This is a genomic window from Rhodopirellula sp. SH410 (assembly GCF_055811895.1).
Window position 1 is genome coordinate 6,350,065 of the sequence record NZ_CM147949.1, and the last position, 21,155, is coordinate 6,371,219.

The 21,155-nt window shown below is 57.9% G+C and carries 14 protein-coding genes; 8 read left to right on the top strand and 6 right to left on the bottom strand.

The window, feature by feature from the left end:
• Window positions 1-489 precede the first annotated feature (489 nt).
• Window positions 490-1,953 (top strand): sulfatase family protein, encoded by a 1,464-nt coding sequence (locus SH410x_RS23230; RefSeq protein ID WP_473671181.1) that lies wholly within the window; start codon window positions 490-492, stop codon window positions 1,951-1,953.
• A gap of 145 nt (window positions 1,954-2,098) precedes the next feature.
• On the top strand, window positions 2,099-2,470 hold the full coding sequence (locus tag SH410x_RS23235; RefSeq protein ID WP_473671183.1) for a hypothetical protein: 372 nt from the start codon (window positions 2,099-2,101) through the stop codon (window positions 2,468-2,470).
• A 133-nt stretch (window positions 2,471-2,603) separates the two neighbouring features.
• On the opposite strand, the gene SH410x_RS23240 is transcribed toward SH410x_RS23235, so the two are convergent.
• From SH410x_RS23240 to SH410x_RS23250, 3 genes are all read right to left on the bottom strand, one after another.
• On the bottom strand, window positions 2,604-3,509 hold the full coding sequence (locus SH410x_RS23240) for a polysaccharide biosynthesis/export family protein (RefSeq protein WP_473671185.1): 906 nt from the start codon (window positions 3,507-3,509) through the stop codon (window positions 2,604-2,606).
• 14 nt (window positions 3,510-3,523) lie between these two features.
• Window positions 3,524-7,414 carry a hypothetical protein gene (locus tag SH410x_RS23245; protein WP_473671187.1) on the bottom strand — a complete coding sequence of 1,297 codons (3,891 nt, stop codon included), beginning with the start codon at window positions 7,412-7,414 and terminating at the stop codon, window positions 3,524-3,526.
• A 438-nt stretch (window positions 7,415-7,852) separates the two neighbouring features.
• Window positions 7,853-10,552, bottom strand: coding sequence for a DNA translocase FtsK (locus SH410x_RS23250; protein ID WP_473671189.1), 2,700 nt, complete (start codon window positions 10,550-10,552; stop codon window positions 7,853-7,855).
• Window positions 10,553-10,922: 370 nt separating this feature from the next.
• Here SH410x_RS23250 and guaB point away from each other — a divergent pair, with 370 nt between their 5' ends.
• From guaB to SH410x_RS23280, 6 genes are all read left to right on the top strand, one after another.
• Entirely contained in the window at window positions 10,923-12,407 is a 1,485-nt protein-coding gene (guaB, locus tag SH410x_RS23255) for an IMP dehydrogenase (protein ID WP_473671191.1), read from the top strand.
• Window positions 12,340-14,151 (top strand): hypothetical protein, encoded by a 1,812-nt coding sequence (locus SH410x_RS23260; protein ID WP_473671193.1) that lies wholly within the window; start codon window positions 12,340-12,342, stop codon window positions 14,149-14,151. The genes guaB and SH410x_RS23260 overlap by 68 nt, the downstream gene beginning before the upstream one ends.
• Before the next feature lie 112 nt (window positions 14,152-14,263).
• The gene (locus SH410x_RS23265) at window positions 14,264-15,049 is read left to right on the top strand and encodes a hypothetical protein (protein WP_473671195.1); all 786 of its coding nucleotides are present in this window, start codon (window positions 14,264-14,266) and stop codon (window positions 15,047-15,049) included.
• Between the two features lie 293 nt (window positions 15,050-15,342).
• Window positions 15,343-16,530 (top strand): DUF2786 domain-containing protein, encoded by a 1,188-nt coding sequence (locus SH410x_RS23270; RefSeq protein WP_473671197.1) that lies wholly within the window; start codon window positions 15,343-15,345, stop codon window positions 16,528-16,530.
• A 16-nt stretch (window positions 16,531-16,546) separates the two neighbouring features.
• The gene (locus SH410x_RS23275; RefSeq protein WP_473671198.1) at window positions 16,547-17,449 is read left to right on the top strand and encodes a phosphatidylserine decarboxylase; all 903 of its coding nucleotides are present in this window, start codon (window positions 16,547-16,549) and stop codon (window positions 17,447-17,449) included.
• A 72-nt stretch (window positions 17,450-17,521) separates the two neighbouring features.
• Complete coding sequence (locus tag SH410x_RS23280; protein WP_473671200.1) at window positions 17,522-18,352, top strand: M48 family metallopeptidase; 831 nt, start codon at window positions 17,522-17,524, stop codon at window positions 18,350-18,352.
• A 128-nt stretch (window positions 18,353-18,480) separates the two neighbouring features.
• Here SH410x_RS23280 and SH410x_RS23285 read toward each other — a convergent pair whose 3' ends face one another.
• From SH410x_RS23285 to SH410x_RS23295, 3 genes are all read right to left on the bottom strand, one after another.
• Window positions 18,481-19,068 carry an EF-hand domain-containing protein gene (locus SH410x_RS23285; protein ID WP_473671202.1) on the bottom strand — a complete coding sequence of 196 codons (588 nt, stop codon included), beginning with the start codon at window positions 19,066-19,068 and terminating at the stop codon, window positions 18,481-18,483.
• A 224-nt stretch (window positions 19,069-19,292) separates the two neighbouring features.
• Window positions 19,293-20,609 (bottom strand): MFS transporter, encoded by a 1,317-nt coding sequence (locus tag SH410x_RS23290; protein WP_473677382.1) that lies wholly within the window; start codon window positions 20,607-20,609, stop codon window positions 19,293-19,295.
• Between the two features lie 329 nt (window positions 20,610-20,938).
• Window positions 20,939-21,139: a hypothetical protein gene (locus SH410x_RS23295; protein ID WP_473671204.1), complete on the bottom strand. Its 201-nt coding sequence runs from the start codon at window positions 21,137-21,139 to the stop codon at window positions 20,939-20,941.
• Between the last annotated feature and the right edge of the window lie 16 nt (window positions 21,140-21,155).

The window sequence follows — 21,155 nt, forward strand, 5'->3', positions numbered from 1 at the left end:
TAGTTCGTCACCAGCGGGCGTGCGACCGCAATAAAGAGAATGCCGTCCCAATAACCGAAAACTTTAACGCGACCGAACGACGCTGCATCACCGCCAACCGTCCAACTCTAGTTTGCACGCCTCTTTGATTGCGTTTTACCGTCACGGGTCCTCGCCATCAAAAATGCCTCGGGGCTCCTTCACTCCTGATTCAGTGGAGAGGAGGCTGGGAGAATGTTCCAGCTAAGGAACGCGGGATCAATAACTGGCGTAGTGGATCTTGTTAAAGATCCATCCAGAACAGGATCTTTTACAAGATCCACTACGGTAAACCCGTCACTTATTGTTCATGGTATCCTAAACTCGGTGGACGGCGATCACGGGCAGTGGCCAATGCTACAATTCAAGCATCACTTCGGTCCTTGCCCGCTCGAATCGATATCCTCGCAATAAACTTTCGTCAGTTCTAACCATCATCAACGAATCGATATGTTTGCAATCCGTGTATCCATGTTTCCCGCAATAATCCTCACAACACTGTTGACTGTTCTTAGCAGCGTCCATTCTGGCATTGCATCGAGGTTACATGCTGATTCCGTCGAACGCCCGAATTTCGTCATCATCTTCACCGACGATCAAGGCTACGGGGACCTGGGCTGTTTTGGTTCAACGAAAATCGAGACACCCAATATCGACAAAATGGCTAGCGAGGGCCGGCGTTTCACTAGTTTCATGGTGGCTTCCCCAGTCTGCACGCCGTCTCGCGCCGCGTTGTTGACGGGGTGCTATCCGAAGCGAGTGGGCATGCACCATCACGTTTTGTTTCCCCAATCGACCATCGGGTTGAACCCCGAGGAAGTCACCATTGCCGATCACCTTCGTGGGTTGGGATACGCGACGGCTTGCTACGGCAAATGGCATCTTGGCCATCACCCCGAGACGCTGCCACGGCAAAACGGTTTTGACGAGTATTTCGGGATCCCCTATTCCAACGACATGAATCATCCCGACAACAAGGGCAAGCCGAGAATTCCGTCGGATCAATTGTGGCTAGACCCATCCTCGGCAATCACTCAGTGGAATACCCCCCTCATTCGGAATGAGACGATTGTCGAGTTGCCGGTTGACCAGCGTACGATCACCCGGCGTTACACCGACCACGCAGTCGACTTCATCAAAGCGAACCAGGACAAACCGTTCTTCATTTACTTGGCGCATTCGATGCCCCATATTCCGCTCTACGTGCCCGCTGACGCGTACGACCCCAACCCAGAAAACGCGTACACCTGCGTGATCGAGCACATCGATGCGGAGGTGGGCCGCGTGATGACGACCATTGACGAGTTGAACCTAGCCGACAACACGTACGTCATCTTCACGTCTGACAACGGACCGTGGTTGCAGTTTAAAAATCACGGGGGATCGGCCGGACCGCTGCGAGACGGCAAGGGCACCACGTTTGAAGGCGGACAACGCGTGCCCTGCGTGATGTGGGGGCCGGGGCGCATCCCTGCGGACTCCGTGTGCAACGAACTGATGGGGACGATCGACATGCTGCCCACGATTGCTGCACTGACCAATTCCACGCTCTCGCCTGATCGCAAAATCGATGGCATGGATCTATCCGCCCTCGTCCTCGGTGAGGCAACGGAATCACCACGACGGGAATTCCTGCACTACACCTCGCAGGGCGATTTGGAAGGAATTCGGCATGGAAAATGGAAGCTGCTCGTCAAAAAAGTCCGCAAAAAGCCACGCAACCAAGCGAGTGCCGACAAAATCGAATCCAGAATCATGTTATTTGATTTGGCCGCCGATGTCGGTGAAAAGCAAAATCTTGCGACCGAGCATCCCGATGTCGTCGAAAAACTGCAGCGGCGCATGATTGAACTCGATGCCGAGATCGAATCGGGAGCCCGCGCTCCATGGAAAATGCCCGAGAAATCGAACGCCGATAAAAAGCTGGCAAATTGATCTTTCACTATTCGTCGATTTTTCTATGATCGCGTTGACGCGCGGCTCGCCCGAGTACGCGATAGTTTGACTGAACAGTCGTTGCACTCAAGGATGAGCGATGCGGACAATACTTTTTTTGGGGTTGGCTATCGGAGCCGCTTTCATGGCCAATTGGTTCACGATCGAGCGTGACGGTGATCGCACTCGGATCGATATCAACAAAGAAGAGATTCGCAACGATGCGCAGCATGCGATCGAAAAAGGACGCGAAATTCTCGACAAACGAGAGCATGGTCAGCAGGTCAATGCACCTTTTTCAGAGGACGCTGCGCCAGCCAAGCGAAGCTGGACGCACGGGACACCCGCCCAAAGCACCGGATACAGGGAGCAGGGAGCCAATGGCAATCAGTCGCCCTACGGCGAACAGAATTACGGTGGGCAACGCCAAGCCCCAACCTCTGGCGGACAACCCTACGAGACCCAAGCACCGACCTATCCGGCTTCGGCGAGAACCCCACCGCCGTGGCAGCGTTGAACACGCCGAACTGACACTCGGCAACATCCGCTTTCTCGGGCATCTGCAGGCCGCCCATCGTGAGATGTTTTACGGCCCATCATCATGGCAGTCCCGATCGATCAGGTCGCCTGAAACCATCGGTGAGAACGCATCAGTGGTTTTCTGAATATTCGCGACAATGGGGGCAACTCTTTTCGTTTCCCCAAGCCAGACTCTGCTTAATGTCCTCCCACAACGTCATGCTGGGGATGTAGATCCGATCGCCCGGCATGATTTGGTAATTGGTTGACACATCGCCCAGTTGCAGAATTTGCTGGTAGCAGATCGGCACGATCAATGCATCTTCGTTCGGTTGCGGTCGGGTGAGGATGATCTTGTGGTCATTCGCTCGATCGGACAGTCCCCCCGCCGCGATCACTGCGTCGAGAACCGTTTCATGTCCCACCAAGGGATACGATCCGGGTGCGTTGACTTCGCCCATCACATAGAACAGAGCGCTGTCTTTGTTGACCAACCGCACGGTCACGCCATAGTCCACCGGTTCGGCGTCCTCAGGCGGCGCACCGAGCCCTTGGCTGCGGTGTGCGGCCAGTGCGAAGCGAGTTTGTTGTTTCACGACTTCTTGAGTCGTCACCACGTGCTGCACCCGTCCCTGTATTTCTTCCGCGGACATCCCCGCGACTTGCAATCGCCCATAGGCGCCCAACTCGATCGTGCCGTCTTGCTGGACGGTTTGGTCGGCTGAGAGCCGCACGGGCGAATTGAAATCATTCGGTTCAATCACGAGGACGTCCCCCGCATGAACCCGGTGGGCAGGCAAACTCGTTTTGGCGAGTTCCGTGGGCACTCCGGACGCATGGCCCACAGCCTGCCGCTCCTTATTGGCGTGCGACAACAACTTGTGGCCGCCGGCGGCAACCGGCAGCCCCATCGAAGCGGCCGTGCGGCAACCGGATTGAGTGGCAACCGTGACGGCGAGCAGGCCGCAACTGACGATGCAGCCAACGGCGATGCCCATTCTGACGCGGCCTGAGAAATGTTTGTCTTCTGTAGTCATGATGAATTCTCGTCTTAACGTAGTTGGCTCTTCGACCCTAAATCAGACACCTGCGTGGCGGCCGATCCGAAACTGTTGGTCAGGAAAAATCTGACCGCGTCCTGCGTGAGTTGTTTTCCAGGTTGCAACCGCAACGTGGGGTATCCAGCGGTGCCCCCGACATGCAGACGGACCACGCGATCCTTCAGCAAATCATTTGCCTTGGCAATCAGCGCCACCGGCGCCGGCGCCGCCAACATCAGCGGCGAATCGAGCATGGAAACCAGTTGGTCGGTGGGGCTGGTCGATTCCGTACTGACGATGACATCGAGGTCTAGTTTGCCCTGCAGGGTCGCCTTTCCGGAAACCAAGACCTGCACATTGCTTTGGTGGACTGCAATCTCATCGACATGTACCAATCCGCCACCAATGCGACCACGAATGGTGGCGCCATCTTGACCACGACCGGGTACGGGCGGCGACAGGCTGACCATTTTGGGCAGTTGATTGAGCACGGGAATATCCAGTGCATGAATATTCTTCATTTCAAAGTCGTAGGTACCGACGAACTGTTGCGGTGACCGTGCGTGCTTGGCGCGGACGATCACCACGCCATCAACGATCCCGGACCCCGCCGATCCATGCTGCATGAGTTTCGACAGATCGACTCGTTCGACGCGGACGGTGCTGTTCATATTGAGCGATTTGGCATAGCTGCCATGAGTGGCAATTCGCACATTTCCGCCACCCACTGAAACGCTGCCGGCGCGGCACTGCCAACGAACGGTTTTTGCGGTGGGGGTGACCGTCCAATCAATCGGTAAGCGTATCTGGCGCACATCGACCCCGGCCGCGACAGCGTTCTCGACGGTCACGTCGGCGCGTCCCGTGATCAGGTGTCCCAACCGCCCCCGCAGTTTCACGGTCCCACTGCCGGAAACGTCAGCAATGCCAAACGCGGAAGTCGCCCGGCGGAGGTTCACGCGGCTGGCGACAAATTCAAATCGCCCCGTCGGTGTGCTCTCCAATGCCACAATGGCCTTCCCGGATAGATTTCCATCGGCAAAGCGCCCCTGGACACTGTTCAGCTCGACCTGGGTGGGATGCACGATGAGATCGGCGGTGATGCGGTTGGACAATTGAGCATGCTTCCATCGCACATTGTCGACGCTGGCGGTCACCGTGGCGAGGTGCCGCCCGTCGCGCGCGGCCTCATCCCGCAATACATCCGCCGACAGGGTCCCACCGAGGGAACGCATTTCCCGCGGTAGTTGCAGCGCCATCGCAACGGGTGCCATCGGCATGCTGTCCAAACGAAATTGTGCGACGATGGGTGTTTCGGCAAGGGGCGGATTGGGTCGAGCAAAGAACTCAGTTAGCTCCACCAAAGACGCCTGAGCGGTGGCATGGAAGCGTCCCTCAGCAATTTGTCCATCGCCGCCCGCATGGACGATGCCCTGCTGCACGGTGACATGCGTTTGCGCCAATTCGAGCGGCACTCTCTGCAGCGTCAATTGGCGACTTCGCATCCAAGCGTCACCCGTCAGGTCACTCAGACTGGCGATTGATGTCACGTTGAAACCGCCTTCCACAATGCCGGTCGAGGGCACGCGTTGCCGCGTCAGCGACACCAATCGAGCGACCTGAACTTCTGCAAAAGTGCCGTCAATCGAAGTCTTCGTCCAATCCAGTTCAGCCACGCGAGCGTTCACGTCGAACCGGCCGCCAAGAAAATCATCCGATGAGGTGCTTAGCACGAGACCATCGAGGTTTGCCAACCAGCGCAGCCCCGCATCGCCGATCCGCGTACGTGAGAAAACCGCTTGTTCCAAGTTCGCATTACCGAACCCATGCAAAGTCTTTGTGCCGGAGGTCAAATCGTGGCGGTACAGCAACTGGCCATCAACGTTGGCCAGCCCCGTGACCGGCAACGGCGACTTAGAAAATCGCGATAAAACTTCACTGGCGTCCTGCAACTTCCATCCCGCCGCAGTGAGTTTCCCGCACACCGAAATCGAATCATTCACCTCACCCTCGGCTTGAATCGTGCAGGTATTGTCGCGCCATTTCACCACCAGAGGACTGGCCGTTAACTGGCCGTCACTCAGTTTCGCATGCAGCTGAATATCACTTATTTCTTCGCCGGCGATCGCTACCGCCTGCGACTGAGCGACCGCTGTCACCGACCATGCACGAGGACTCGCCAACTCACTCAGTAAACATCCCCCCTCGACGCGGCATGACAAGCGACCGCTTGGCTGGACCTCGCTCAGTCCCAGCGCGCTGATCAGTTCTTGCGATGGTTCAAGACGAACCTCGGCATTGGCATCCAGTCGCCCCTGATCGCCCAGGGACGCGACGGCTAACCCTTTGACGTCGGCGATCGATTTCCCGTTGATATCTTGCAGATGAATCCCCGCCACGTCGACGGTGGCAATTCCGTCACTCAGGGTGGCGGAGACTCCACTATTGGGAACGTTCATCTGGACTCCCGCAATGTCCCGCAACTCAACGCGTGCCTCCGCTCGATAGCTGGTTGGATCTGTCAATCGATCCAGTGGCAGATCGATGCTCCCACTGGCCAGCACTTCACCGACGATCTCGGGTAGCTCAAATCGTTTCGCCACCTGACTCAGCTGGAGTGAAGTCGTCGCGAACGAACCTTTTAAAACGCCCTGGAGTGGGTGCACTGCACCCGTTGAAAACGTGCCGTGTGTGCTCACCTGCGCCGTCACCGCTGGAAACACCATTGAATCAAACGCAATTTCTTGCAATTCGGGTTTCGCATCCCCCTGAAAATCGAGTTTGCCATCATGCCATGCCATGCTTGCCGACGCTTGCCCCATCGCGATGGCAGCAAGCTCTGCCAACTCCGGGAAATGTTTCGTTACGTGGCCAATTTGGCAATTTTGCAGCGTCGTTTTCATCTCCGCCGTGATCGCCGGGTGATTGAAATCTGCGGATGCCTGCAATCGGAAGTCGCCACCGAGCGGGTCCGCGTGGGTGTCGATGCGAGCCACACCATCGGCCTGTTTGACGTCCACGTCGAACCGGTGACACAGCCTGCCATATCGTTGCGAGCGAACATCACGCGTGGAGACGATACACTCCAGAGCATGCTGCCGAAGGTCGGTTTCGCTCGGTGGATGCGTCCCCCGCATAGACAGGGCCAAGGACGCGGTGGCAGGCTCGTCGCCGAGTGTCTTGGGAAGCAACGGCAGACGCGCCAACTGCTGCGTGTCGAGTTTGATGCCAAGCACATTCAATTTTGTCGTGCCAGCAAACGTTTTCGCATCGAGATCGCATTGAAAATCAATTTCACCTGCCAAGATCGATGGCACCCGGGCTCGGGCAACAATCGCATCTGAAAACTCGGCTGTCACATCAACGTTCTCGACTCGCAAATCGGTTCGTCCCACCTGATGCACCACCAGACCCGCGTCCTGGACCGTCAGGTACCGCAAAGGGATCGCGCCGACAGCCGGGTTGGTGTCACCTCCGGAACCCTGCGGGAACACCGACAGGAGCTCGCCCTGCTCGTCAAACCTCACATGCAACGTTGGCCGCGAAATCGCGATGCGTTCGACCCATATGCCTTCTGACATGCCACGCCATAGCGTTGGAGCGACCGCAATTCGAGCGACCTGCAGCTGAATCTGGTTGGGAACGGCAGGTTCAAAAACAGTGACGTCGTCAACAACAATTTGTGACCACTGGATATCGAGCTTTCCGATGTCGACACGGGTGTTGAGCGCATAGGAACCAGCAAACATTCCCGCTCGGCGGGCAATAGGATTGCGTGCCAAGAGGCACAAACCCAGCAGCACGCCACTGCCGCAAACCAGGCGCAGCCAAAACGTTCGATTGCGTCGGGCCGCAACTCGGGCGAACCAACTCAGTGGATTCCAGATTGCGACACGTCTCATGCTCGTGGCCGCGTCGCATTCATCTGAGTAGTCGCAATCTTCATTTGCCTTCCAGGACGCGGGGAAACGGCCCAGTCTTCTGACTAGACACTCAATCTCTCCGCTCACTGTTAGGAAATCCCCGGCGGCCAGGTCAAGCCGATGTGAGGAGATTCCAGCTATACCGCGATCCGAACGCGAACATGGCGAAAAACGCGAGCAAGTAGGGCCGGTTCCCACCGGCCACATGCGTTGGACGAGCAAATAGGGCCGGTTCCCACCGGCCACAAGCGTTGGACGAGCAAGTAGGGCCGGTTCCCACCGGCCACATGCGTTGGACGAGCGATGTCGACAGCGTGGCACAGGGGAACCGGCCCACCTTGGACTGTCGGCGGTGCGTCTGGAGAAGCATGCATTGCACTCAAGGAACGCCCCCGCTGCGGACATCGGTGCGTCAACTCACTCGTCAACGTCCTCATACTCATACTCGTCGTCTTCATCGGAGACATACTCCTCCGGTGCCTCGTCTTGCACGACAGCAGCCACACGTTGTGACATGGCGTTGACGGAGGCTGCTGGTTCGTCGGCCTCGACGGGCAAGCCTTGCATCTGTTGCCACTGTGCCATCGTGAGGAGAACCTCGCGTGACTTCGCACCATTGTACTGGCCGACGATACCATCCTCGGCCATATAGTCGACCAGTCGGGCGGCCCGACCGTACCCGATGCCGAGACAACGTTGAATCAACGACAGCGAACCACGGCCTTCGCGCACGACGACTTCGATCGCGCTCTCATAGAGTTCGTCTTTCTTGCGGAGGTTCTCCACATTCAGCCCCCCGGCACCGCCTTCGCCATCGGCGTCAACCTTCAGGTTCATCAATTCACCGATGAATTTCTGTTCGCCACCGCTACTGCAATGCTCGCACACCCGGTCAATCTCGGCATCCGAAAGATACGTGCCTTGACCGCGAATCAATGTGCTCGTGCCGGGCCACAGGAACAACATGTCGCCGTTGCCGAGCAGTTTGTCGGCCCCGTTTTCGTCGAGCACAACGCGACTGTCTGTCTTACTGGCGACCTGAAAGCTCAATCGGGCCGGCAGGTTACTCTTGATCAGCCCCGTGATCACATCGACGGTGGGTTTCTGCGTCGCGAGGATCAGGTGAATCCCCACCGCTCGGCTCTTTTGAGCCAAGCGAATAATGTGCTGTTCAACATCTTTGCCGGCCGTCATCATCAAGTCTGCCATTTCGTCGGCGATGATCACGATGAAGGGCAGTTTGTCGGGCACGTCGCTGCCGCCGTCTGCCTCGTCGATTTCAAGTCGACGCAGGACTTCTTCGCGGCCCAGATCGTTGTAGCTGTTGATGTGCCGCACTCCGGCCTTCGCGAGCAACGAGTACCGTTCTTCCATCTTGTCGACGGCCCAGCCGAGAATGGCTTCTGCCTTCTTCATGTCCGTGATCACGGGGTGCATGAGATGCGGCAAGCGACCATACCCGCTCAGTTCGACCATCTTGGGGTCGATCATCAACATCCGCACTTCGTCGGGTTTGCAGCACATTAGGATGCTGACAATGATCGCATTGAGACACACCGATTTCCCCGTTCCCGTACGTCCCGCGATCAACAGGTGAGGCATCTTGGCGAGATCCACGGGCATGGGCGAACCCGAGACATCTTGGCCCAGAAACACGGGAATGTTCATCTTGTGGACGCGCGAGTCGGATTGTTCGATCACGTCGCGAAGACGCACGACTTGGCGAATTTCATTGGGGACTTCGATGCCCACGGTATTCTTGCCGGGAATGGGCGCGACCACGCGAACGCTCGGTACCCGCAGCGCGATGGCGAGGTCGTCGGCGAGGGCGCTGATTTTATTGAGCCGCAGGCCGGCTTCGAGTTCGATCTCGTACTGCGCGATGACCGGGCCGAGCTGAATGTCGGTGACCCGCACGTTGCACCCGAAGTTGCAAATCGTTTCCTGCAGTAGGATTGCTTTGCGACGGGCCTCGGCCTCCTGCTCGTCGTAATCGAATCCGTCGCTGCTCTCGAGCAATTCGAGGCTGGGCAAGTGGTAATCCGACAGATCTCCACTGGAGTCCTGGACCGCATCGTCGAGTTGTTCCCGCATATCTTTTTTGCGGGGGATTTGAATATTGGGTTCATGCGGCTCTTCGTGAGCCGCGTCGTTGCGGAGGGCATGCACCTCGTCGTCGTACTCGAGTTCGCGGGTGACGCTCTCGTCTTCCTCCTCGTATTCGTATTCCTCCTCATTGGACTCCGGCGGGGCTGCGGCAGTTTTTTTGGCGGGAGTCGAGATCGGAGGTGCCGGCGCTGCAGCGGTTGGTTCTTCCGCATCTTCGCTCGGCCGACGCGGTTGGCGGATCTGGAATTCAGGCGTAACCGTGGCTTTGCCACTGGCGGCTTCCGCGGGCTGCTCTCCATCGAGCACGATCGGCGACTCGGTATCGCTGAAGGGTTGACGTCGACGTTTGAGTGTCACTGGCATTGCGCCAGCCGCACGTGAAATGCCTCGCCGTGACACTTTCGCGCCCCCCAACACCACCCGGCGACCCGCGTAGATCAGCATGTAATCGGTCGTCAGCAGCAAACCAACGGCTAGCGTCGTGAGGGTCAGGATCCACGATCCGATCGGATTGAAATGCTGCAACAGGAACGCCGCACCCATCGCACCAAGGTAGCCACCGTTTCCGACAACCGGCATGCCCGCAAGCTGGATCGTCGTCATCGCGGCTCCGGTGCAAACCGCGATCAACGTCACGCAGCCGCCGAGCGACCGCAGCACGGGCGCATTCATTTGGCCGCGAATCAGCAATGCTGTGGCAACTCCACCACCGGCTCCGATCAGTAGAGCCACGCCGATGCCAACCAGGTCGAGCAAGAACGAAGCGACTAGCGCACCGAGCGAGCCACAGGCATTATGAATGTTCTCGTTGAGCGGATAGACCGAAACGTCGGGCGAATAGAATTGCGAGAATGGCCAGATCGAATTTGGGACCGGGTCGGCTGGATCGTGCGTCAACACCGCCACAAACGTCAACAACGTCGCGGCCACGATGGCGAGCGCAGGAATGTCCCGTCGCAGCGAAACACTGCGGAGGGGCGCGGCGGTATCGAGTTTGGCTTCGGACATGGACGAGCTGAGGAGCTTCTAGCGACTAGCGATTAGGAGAACGTGCGGGCGATTTCGTCATTCGATGCGTTGGTTTCAATGTTGCGTTTTTCGTAGGTCTCGGACGGGAACAAGGCTCTCGTCCTACGCTCCAGTCTTCCTGGGACCGACGGCCCAGGCCAAATGCGACCGCCGATCCGCCATTTTCGAACTGCGTTCGCAGCCAATTTGGGGCAGCCATCGATCCATTGACGGAGAGCTAGTAGCTAGACGCTCGTAGCTATCAACTTCTTTATCGTCATCTTCGGGCCGGGCCCTACAACAGACTTCGCTTTCGCGTCATAATCGCTCGCCTTCCCGACCCATTCCTCGGCAATGGCAGCCCCCAGCGATGTTTCACGACAAAATCGGCGATCTTGGCATTACTTTTGACGACGTTCTCCTGTTGCCTGCCTACAGCGAGGTGGTGCCCAGCGAAGTCGACGTCAGCAGCCAGCTGACGCAGCGGATTCGACTGCAAATCCCGCTCATCTCATCGCCGATGGACACCGTCACCGAAGCGGAAATGGCGATCGCGCTCGCCAAAGAGGGGGGCATGGGCATCATCCACAAAAACCTCTCGGTGCGGCAGCAGACCGAAGAAGTCCTCAAAGTAAAACGGTCGGCCAACGGCATCATCATCGACCCTGTCACCCTCGGCCCTGAAGAACAGGTCGGCAGAGCGGCGGAAATGATGGATCGAGCCAATGTCTCGGGGATCCCCATCGTGACGGGCGACCGGACCCTCGTCGGCATTCTGACACGTCGCGATTTGCGGTTCCTCGAAGATCCGAATCTGCCGGTTTCCGAGGTCATGACAAAAAATAATTTGGTGACGGCTGTAGGGAATGTGAGTCTTGCGCAAGCTGAGAAGATTTTAACGGAAAAAAGGGTGGAGAAACTTCTCCTGATTGACGAAGAAAGAAAACTGACGGGGTTAATAACGATTCGTGACATCGACATGATGAAGCGGTTCCCGCGGGCATGCAAAGACCCGCAGGGCCGATTGCGTGTGGGTGCCGCGATTGGTGTCGGCGATTTCGATCGAGCTGAAAAGCTGATCAAACAAGGCGTTGACCTGCTCGTGGTCGATTCGGCTCACGGGCACAGCAAGAACGTGATCGACACCGTCAGAGAAATCAAATCGAATAAAGGATGGGACATCGATGTCGTCGCCGGAAACGTCGCGACGGCTCAGGGAGCAGCGGATCTGATTGCTGCCGGAGCCGATGCGGTGAAGGTTGGCATCGGGCCCGGATCAATTTGCACCACACGGGTGATCAGCGGCATCGGAGTGCCGCAGGTAACGGCCATCCTCAGTGCCGTGCAAGTTGCACACGAACGGAACATTCCTGTCATCGCTGACGGCGGCATTCGCTTCAGCGGCGACATCACCAAAGCACTCGCCGCAGGGGCGAGCACGGTCATGATCGGCAGCCTATTTGCCGGACTCGCCGAAAGCCCCGGCAAAATGATTCTCTACCAAGGTCGAACGTTCAAAGCGTACCGGGGCATGGGGTCGATGGGTGCAATGGTCAAGGGCAGCAGTGACCGGTATCGCCAAAAAGGCACCGAAGCGGGCAAACTCGTCCCCGAAGGTGTCGAAGGACGCGTGCCGTTCAAAGGGCCGCTGTCGGATTACGCTTACCAATTGGTCGGCGGACTCCGCGCCGGCATGGGATACATCGGTACACGGACGATCGAAGAACTACGTCGAGACGCGAAATTCATTCGCGTTTCGGCCGCCACGGTGAGGGAGAACCACCCACATGACATTGCAATCACGCAAGAAGCGCCGAACTATAGCCCTGACGTTCAGTCGGGCGATTCGTTGTAACCCACTCGCCGCGGCCGCACTGATCGGAGGTGTGTCCCTCTCGCCGGTGGCCGCTCAATCAACCGGTTGGCACGGTAACCCCGGCCTCCGCCCGGTGCCTCAGGTTCGCTCCTCCACCATTGCGGCGAACGCCTCCATTGAATCCAGTGGGACCGCCGACAAGCAGCGTCCGGGCTGGAACCTGAAGTGGCGTACCAGCCCTCAGATTGCCGCCGAACAAGCCCGCCAAATCAGCGACGCCGCCTTCGCTCAGACGCCAACTCAACCGCGGCCAGCCCATCCATCGGGCGACGGCACCTACACCCCCCGAATCGTTGCAACGGCAGCCAACTCGCCCAACGAACCGGCCCTGCCGGCCGCCGAGTCCAACCGCCTCCGTCCAGCCGGCGAACCGAACCTGCGACAGGTGGCCTGGACGAATCCGCAATCGGATTCACCCCGCAGCGGCTTTTCATTGCCTGAGAATGAATTCCGTGGGCCCGCGGTGACACCACCGAGTTCTGCCGTCCCAAACCCAACGGGACCGACGCTCCCTGCGAGCCCTGTGCTTCAGGCACCCAACCGCAGCGCCGCTGAAGAGCTACCGCCGCCGGCCCCCTCCATGATCCCGTACTCACAACCGGCACCTCAACCGACTCAGGAGAGCGTTCAAGGCAAAGCCTCCAACGACAACCTGGAAAGTTTGTTTGGGTTCGGCCCCACCACCGATCAGAAAACGGCACCCCCGAGCACCGCGCAGGTCCGACCGGGTGCCGATGGTTCATCGATTCGCGGGATGCTCGGCAGCGATCCTGCAGAGTCATCGCTGGTCGAACCTGCTCCGCCACAAAAGCCAGAGAACCTGCAAGTGCTGCCTCCGGGCATCCCGCAGAAAGAATCCGCGGACTCACCATCGGACCTGAAGTCCTTCGCTCCCAATCCATTTGAAAACCGCGATGCCAATCGCGGATCCAAACCAGCCCTCGATTCGGAACGAGACCGCCGCGACCAAGATCGTTTCAAAAGCGGAAATCTCCCAGAGATTTTTGATCCCAACGAAGACGGACCGGCCAACAGTGGCACGGGATTGTCCTGCGACGAGTTTCGTGAACGGATTCGCAGCGCCACGATCGACCAGGTTTCTCTCGACCCGAGCCCACCGTTTCGCCCAGACGTGATCGACGTGAAGGAGTTCGACAAGCTCAAAGAACGATTCAATGAGAATCAAAAAGTACGCGTCTGGAGAAGCATTGATGGACGTCCTATGGGCACAGGCCGACTCGATGACCTCGCGTATGAAAATGCAATCATTCGAACGCAGTTTGGCAGCAAGGAAGAACTGCCGCTGAACGAACTCAGCGAAGCGGACCTCGCCTATATCTCACAAAACTGGGGTTTGCCGACAGAATGCTTGATCGAACAAGTCGCCCACACACCGCGGCAATGGACTCCGATGACGATGACATACGCCGCTTCCAACCTATGTCACAAACCGCTGTACTTCGAAGAAGTCAACCTCGAGCGTTACGGCCATACCGCCGGACCGCTGGCCCAGCCAATCATCTCGTCGGCACACTTCTTCCTGAACATCGCCGTGCTGCCCTACAAGATGGGGGTCCACTCACCCCATGAATGTCAGTACGCACTGGGGTACTACCGTCCCGGCAACTGCGCCCCTTGGATCATCCCACCAGTGCCCTTGAGCGTGAAAGGTGCTTGGTACCAAGCCGCCGCCGTCACCGGCACCGCGCTGCTCGTGCCGTAATCGAGCTTCACAAACAGTGGTCTAGTTGCGATCCCCCTACCACATCGATAGCTTAGGAGCTGCCGCCAGACGATCTGGCGGTTTTTTCTTAGCTACTCTGAAAGGGAATTTCATGAGACTGAAGACAACGAGTGCCCTCTGCGCACTCACCACGGCACTGCTGCTAGGCACGGCCTCAACCGCAGACGCCGGATTTGTTTCGTTTGTGATCCGCGAAAGCGGAGGTACTGCACCAGACATTATCGCGAGTGGCGTCCAAACAGAGTTCGTCATTTCCGACTCGGGCCAAAAGGCCGCGTTGGGTTCGTCCGACATCGATGGCACGAAGGTCGGCGAAATCGATCGCATTTCGATTGAACGCCTCGACGACGAGACTCGTTTTACAGCAGGGAGTGGTCCTGCGGTTGCGCCGTACCTGAACATTTGGATCACTGATGGGGCGGGCAACTATGCTGTCCTGGCCAATGAACCATCCAATCCGGCATTTCAGCCACTTTACAACAATGGTTACGACTTGACCTTTGCCGACCTCGCGGGCCAGGTGGCTAAAGTTTATGAGTATGATGCTGGTGCGTTCGTGCTTCCGATTTCTGGCTCTCCATTCACATTTGCGGATTTCGCAAACTACACTATCGCCGCACCCAATGGTGTTCCTGATTGGACGGGCCTTGGCACCGGCGCGCCGATCGTTCTGAACAGTCCAACCAACGAGTCCTTTGGTGTGAACTGGGTCTTCGGGGACACGCTCGCCAACTACGTTTCGGGAGACGATGGATATATTGTGCGAAACCCCAGCGTCAGCAGCACGGTTCCCGAACCGAGTTCGTTCGTCATCGCTTGCTGCGGACTTGCCTTTGCCTTTGTGGGTGTCCGCCGCGGCCGTCGCCGACGCAGTTAGACATTGACCATCTGGCTGGGGAAATCGCCTGAGCCGCGAAGCGGCTGCAGGATCGATCCATGGGCGTGAGCCTATGGATCGATCGTGAATACGAGAATTCAAAAAGTCCAATTCCACGGGCCCACGCCCGTGGCTACAACCTGTCGTCCCATTCGGGACTAAGCTTCATTCATTGTTCCTTCGATCCGACGTCACTGACCTCTTGGCAAAATCCGTTCGATAGCTGACAACATCGTGGTACTTGTGCGGGTGGCAACGCCGCACTGGATTGAACACGAATGGGACGCAGAGCGATGGAATTGACCTGGGATGATGGCGGACGAGCCGACAGCGGTTACGTGGGACTGGCCGGTGACTGTGTCACCCGGGCAATCGCGATCGCCACCGGCACGAGCTATCGCGACGTCTACCGGGCGCTCGGCGCGATCGCCGACATGACACCGCGAAACGGATTGGTAACCAGCGTCGCAGCGGAATACCTTGAAACGCTGGGCTGGGAGTACCATGCTGGATGTGGGACCGTGTTGTCACCTGCAGGCCTGCCCCAAGGCGCAGTGATCGTCAACTTGACCGCTCCGAAACATCGTCGAGCGGGACATTTCTGCAGCGTGATCGACCATGTGATCTATGACACGTGGAACCCCAGCGACGATGATAGCCTGATCGTTACGGGATATTGGACTCGGCCTGCGATCGCGGGTGAGTCGACGCTACCGGTCGCCTCGCGTCAATCAGGTCGGGGCGTCGAACAGACATTGACGCAGAAGGAGTTCGACAAAGTTCTGCATCGCTTGCGTTCGCTCGACAGTACCGCGACCAACGCCGCGAGTACCGAAGGTGAGAAACGCAACGCGTTGCGGATGATGCAGAACCTGCTGCTGCGTCACAATCTCTCTCGCGACGACATTGTCGAGGAGGACAACGTCGACAACATGCGTTTCACTCGCATGGCCTGCCCGGTGAACGGTCGTCGCGCCTGCAACTGGGAAAAGAGTTTGGCTGCGTACGTTGTCGATGAGATCTTTCCCATGACGAGCTGGTATTTTGGTACCCGCGGTCCGCGAACTCTGTTTTGGTTTTATGGCCCCGTCGATGATGTTCATAACTGCATCGCTTTGTTCCGCGAACTGTTGCTGACGATCAGCGCCTCGGCGCAACTGCAGTACGGCGCTTACGCGAGGGGCAGTGGTGCGTCCTATGCGGAAGGTTACGTACGCGGGTTGCCACGCTACCACGCCGACGACAGCACCGCAAACGTCAGCGAGACCGCATTGATTCACGCCCGTACCTTGGCCGTCAAACAGACCGCACGCGATTGGCTAAAACTCGAGTGCGATGTTTCGATCGTCCGCAAAAGTGGTAGCGGGCGCAGCCAACATGACCCAGACGCCGCCAACCGCGGTAAGCAACATGGATCGAAGCACGACCTCCGGGACGCCAGCGGTCGCAAACGTATCGGCCATTCCCCCACTCCCTCCTAACGGCCAAGAGCATACCGTGGACGAAATTGTTTACTACGATCGCTATCTGCAAAAGACTTGCGTCGAGAAAGTTTACGGTGACCAGGCGTTGCGCTGGACGTACGGGACGGTTGTGGGGCGGATTTCACTGAACACCGTTGTCAAGCGAGCCCTATTTTCCCATTGGTACGGCTGGAAGATGGATCAGCCAGGTACCCGCAAGAAGATCGCTCCCTTCATCGACGACTACGGGCTCGATGCGAGTGAGTTTGTCCGTGATGTTGACGACTTTGCCAACTTCAACGAATTCTTCTACCGGGAACTCAAACCTGATGCGCGACCGGTCGATCCCAACCCCGCCTCGATCGTTTTCCCCGCTGACGGTCGCCACCTCTGCGTGCCAGATCTATCGCAGTGCAACGGTTTGTTCGTCAAAGGCGAAATGTTTGATCTGGCGACACTCGTCGACGACGCAGAGCTCGCCGCGGAGTACGCCGCCGGCAGTCTGTTGCTATCTCGATTGTGTCCGGTCGACTATCACCGCTTTCATTTCCCCGTCGCGGGTGTGCCAGGGCCAACGCGACTGATCAATGGCCCGTTGTACTCGGTCAATCCGATTGCCCTGCGGCAGAACATTCAAATTCTGGCGAGGAACAAACGATGTTTGACCGAGGTCCAGACACCTTCCATGGGGAAAGTCCTGGTGATGGAGATCGGCGCGACCTGCGTGGGCAGTATTCGCCAAACCTACCGTGAGGCCACGGCGGTTTCCAAGGGCAGCGAGAAGGGCTACTTCCGCTTCGGCGGTTCATCGACCATCGTCATTTTCCCGCCGGGGCGAGTTCAATTCGATCCAGACCTGATCGAGAATTCAAATCGACATCGCGAACTGTACGCGCGGGTGGGTGACCGGATGGGGATCTCCCTCCAGGGGAAGTGACTCCCCCACATAGCGTTTGGGTTCTGGTATTTTATCGGTTCGTTCCAATCCGATATTGCCCCAGGATTTCTCATGTCTAGCGTCGCCCCTGTCCCCCAACCGGCCGCCAATGACCTGCCAGCTGGCAAACCACCGGCCGCTGGCAACCCAGTCCATGCCAAGGACTACATCGTTCCCGGGACCGGTTGGCACCAGACTGTCGGCAGCTTGCTCGCCGTGATCAGCTTCGCAGTACCGATAATCATATTCATCACTGCCACGGTCGGGATTGGCCTCATCTTCGTGCTGATCGGGATATTCGCGTTTTTCATGAATCAGAAGAAGCACCTCGCGAAACTGCACGGCAGCGCGATCAAGCTCGGGCCGAATCAATTCCCGGACGTCTATAACATCCTGCGTCAATCGGCAATACAAATGCAGATGACCGATATCCCGGACGTGTACATCTACGAGGACAACAGCCAGAACGCTCATGCGGCAAAGATCAAAGGCAAACGCATTGTGCTGCTGACCGACGACATGGTGTATGGCGCCTTAACCACCAAGAGTGCCAAGGTACTACAGTTCGTGATCGCACATGAACTCGCCCATCATCAACTGGGACACAGCGGCTTGATTCGCAGCCATATCGCGATGGTTTACAAACCGCTATCTCGACTCAACGAGTTCACGTGTGACAGTGTCGCCGCAGCGATCGTCAATGACCAAGAGGCCAGTGGCAAGGCACTGGCTCTCTTATCGATTGGCCCGCAACTGCTGCCCAAGGTCAACATCGATGCGCTCATCGAACAAGCCCAGCAGGTTGCCGCCAACAAGCAGTCCAGGAAATCCGAAGGCGGACTCACTCATCCACTGCTGCTACGACGTCTCGCCCGCGTCGTTGGCGTCTCGATGAAAGTTTGAGGCTGCTCGACAGGGTCATCGGCAACCGCGCCGCCGATTAGACACGCCCCACCGCCTCTGCGGCAGAGGCGAAACGAAAGATCGACGGACGAGCCCGAAAATTTGCGTTTGCGGACCGCCGGTGGGCGTCACTGAGCACGACCGCCTCGTCTCTGCTCCGGTCCCTGCTCCATGTCTTGGGGGCCACCGGGTCCCCTCGGACCTTGTTTCATTTGCTGTTGTTGTTCAGGGGTCAATATCCGGGACAACTGTGCGTCGACCTCGGCTTGTAGTTTCGCGATCGCAGCTCGCTGATCGGCCGTCAATTCAAGTTGGTCCTGCATAAACGAAGGGATAATTTGCCCAGGCTGCGGAGGACCAAAGCCACCGGGGCCGCCGGGCATCCCGCCGGGAGGCGGTCCGCCAGGACCACGCTGGCCGCTGCCATTGGACTGTCCCCCGGCCATCGCTGTCAGTTCCGCCCTCGTGACCATCCCGTCTTGATTGGCATCCGCTCGGTTTAGCATCGTTCGCAAACGGACGTCCGTGACCTCATCGACCGTTAATTGTCCGTCCCCGTTGGTGTCCATCGTCATCAGGCGATCGACAGGAGAGACACCGGCGCCAGCGTTATTGAATCCACCTTGGCCGCGTCCGCCGCCAGGGGGCTGAGCAATTGCGGAAGTCGTGAGTGTTAACACAGCGATGGAACCGAGCAATCCGGAGATGGCTTTCATCGTTTGATCCTGAAGAGAGTGAAAAGGGGAGAACCGACAAAGCACATCGAATCGTCAGCCAAGGAGTTCGTTGCTTACCACTCCAGAAACCGCCACGGAATCACTAGAAAATTTCTTGGGCAGGAACCTGCATCGCTCCCGCGACGGATTGTTCGTGTCCCAATCCATCAACCCCACGCACCACCTACCGAGGCATCATGAAACCACTCCAGCGAATTCCATCGTCATGATCCACACTCATCCTCGGCACTGGCCAGGATCGGTGCCACGACGCTACCTGCCCCCGGACGAATCGACAAAAAACGCAAGCGAATCTGCCGCAGGGAGTGTTGAGGGAGTGCGATCCCCGCCAGCAATCCCAAACACAATAATCGTCCACCCGACGAGATGCCGAACAGGGTGTGGTATCCCTCTGCGGAGTACCCGATCCATCCCATGATCGCGGCTCCCGTCAACGCGCCAACGCATACCGCCAACGTGTTGGCAAAATTGTAGTAGGTCAACAATCTCGTCCGCTGCGCAGGCGGCATGATTTCGAAAAACATCAAAAAGAAGCCGAGTTCATACGCCGCCCAAAAAAATCCACTGAGCAGCTGAACCAGGAATAGCCAAGCCACATGGTCGGAGCAGATCCACAGCGCCGACAACGGCACCAGCCCCACTCCGCCGATCCATAACGTACGCGTTGCTCCCGATCGCTCAGCGATACGGCCCCAGAATGACATCGACAGCACCTTGCTGATGAATGCCACCGAAACCAACATCACGAACGTGCCATAACCGAAAGATAATTGCTTCAGCATATACGGGGTGAAAAACGGACCGCTGATTTGCACGAATGCCTGCATGAGGACGAGATAGGTCAGCAATTGACGCGCCTCGCCGCCAACCGCCTGCGGAGAATCGCCACGCGTTCCGCCGTGTGCCACTGATTCAGCCTTGGCATGCGGTGCAGGCACCTCCGACGCGTCCGGCGCCGCACCGCTCGAATCGGTCCGATGCAGGAACACGGCGGACACCAAACGAAACAGTCCTGCAGCGAAGAAGAGAGCGGCAAACCCCAGCAATGTTTGATCGCTCTTGCTCGTCCACTGCAAAAACAGCCCAGCCGACATCAACGAGGCGAACGTGCAGATCTGCTGCAGTCGCGACCGGCGAGCAAAAAAACGAGTGCGACGGTCTGCCGGAACCACTTGTTCGATCCAAGTGTTCCACGCCGGGCCAATCGCCAGACCTGCCGCCCAGTAAACCGACGCGATCAACAGCAGCATCACCAGGGAAAGTGACCCCGACCAAGCCGCCCAGGCGAGCGGGAGAAAGGCCGCCGATTGAAGCACAGCCCCCAGGACAATCCAACGATGAAAACTGCCCAACCATCGGATCGCCAGCGGCGAAACCAATTGCATCGTTCCACCGACCAGCAGCGGAACACTCGCCACCATTCCCGATGCGGTTTCGCCAAGCCCCATCGCCAACGCGAAAGCCGAGAAATACGTTTCCCCACAGCCGACCATGCCGCCAAAAAACGCTGCATCCCCCATACTCCGAGTCAGATTGCGATTCTCTGTCGCGCGGGGATGCGGCGTGAGGGCAGCGGAAGCATGCGGCGGCGAGGCAAGATCCATCGAGATGGCGGCAAACGATAGACGTGAGTAGGTGAAATCGCGAGCAAACGCTCGCGAGAATTCACCTTTGTAATGCCAATGGACACGTGACGGCGAGGCCACTTTTCAAGTGCCCTAACCGTGCACGCATGACCACTCGGTTGGAGCAATTCCATCTGCCAACGCCAGTCAGCTGACTGACATGGAATGCATGGTCGCCGGACGACTCGGTCCGGTGGCAAACTTCAACATGCCCGTTCGAGGCGTTAACGCGTCTCGACGCGGGTTGCATGTTCTTCCATCAGCCCCGCGAATTTCTTCCAACTCATCTTGAGCCCGTGTTGGGTATAGGGTGGGAACCAGACGACGGAGCCATTGGAGATTTCGAGAGTTCCGAACTTCTTACCGTCACGTTCGACGTCGAAAGTAGCGTCCGCCCTTTTGATTTCGCGCGGCGGAAGAGTCATTTTTACTTTATGCGTT

Bases quoted from the DNA above. Each gene is read 5' to 3' on its own strand.
- SH410x_RS23230 (WP_473671181.1), top strand. From the start codon at position 490: ATGTTTCCCGCAATAATCCTCACAACACTGTTGACTGTTCTTAGCAGC.
- SH410x_RS23235 (WP_473671183.1), top strand. From the start codon at position 2,099: ATGGCCAATTGGTTCACGATCGAGCGTGACGGTGATCGCACTCGGATC.
- SH410x_RS23240 (WP_473671185.1), bottom strand. From the start codon at position 3,509: ATGACTACAGAAGACAAACATTTCTCAGGCCGCGTCAGAATGGGCATC.
- SH410x_RS23245 (WP_473671187.1), bottom strand. From the start codon at position 7,414: ATGAGACGTGTCGCAATCTGGAATCCACTGAGTTGGTTCGCCCGAGTT.
- SH410x_RS23250 (WP_473671189.1), bottom strand. From the start codon at position 10,552: ATGTCCGAAGCCAAACTCGATACCGCCGCGCCCCTCCGCAGTGTTTCG.
- guaB (WP_473671191.1), top strand. From the start codon at position 10,923: ATGTTTCACGACAAAATCGGCGATCTTGGCATTACTTTTGACGACGTT.
- SH410x_RS23260 (WP_473671193.1), top strand. From the start codon at position 12,340: ATGACATTGCAATCACGCAAGAAGCGCCGAACTATAGCCCTGACGTTC.
- SH410x_RS23265 (WP_473671195.1), top strand. From the start codon at position 14,264: ATGAGACTGAAGACAACGAGTGCCCTCTGCGCACTCACCACGGCACTG.
- SH410x_RS23270 (WP_473671197.1), top strand. From the start codon at position 15,343: ATGGAATTGACCTGGGATGATGGCGGACGAGCCGACAGCGGTTACGTG.
- SH410x_RS23280 (WP_473671200.1), top strand. From the start codon at position 17,522: ATGTCTAGCGTCGCCCCTGTCCCCCAACCGGCCGCCAATGACCTGCCA.
- SH410x_RS23285 (WP_473671202.1), bottom strand. From the start codon at position 19,068: ATGAAAGCCATCTCCGGATTGCTCGGTTCCATCGCTGTGTTAACACTC.
- SH410x_RS23290 (WP_473677382.1), bottom strand. From the start codon at position 20,609: ATGGGGGATGCAGCGTTTTTTGGCGGCATGGTCGGCTGTGGGGAAACG.
- SH410x_RS23295 (WP_473671204.1), bottom strand. From the start codon at position 21,139: ATGACTCTTCCGCCGCGCGAAATCAAAAGGGCGGACGCTACTTTCGAC.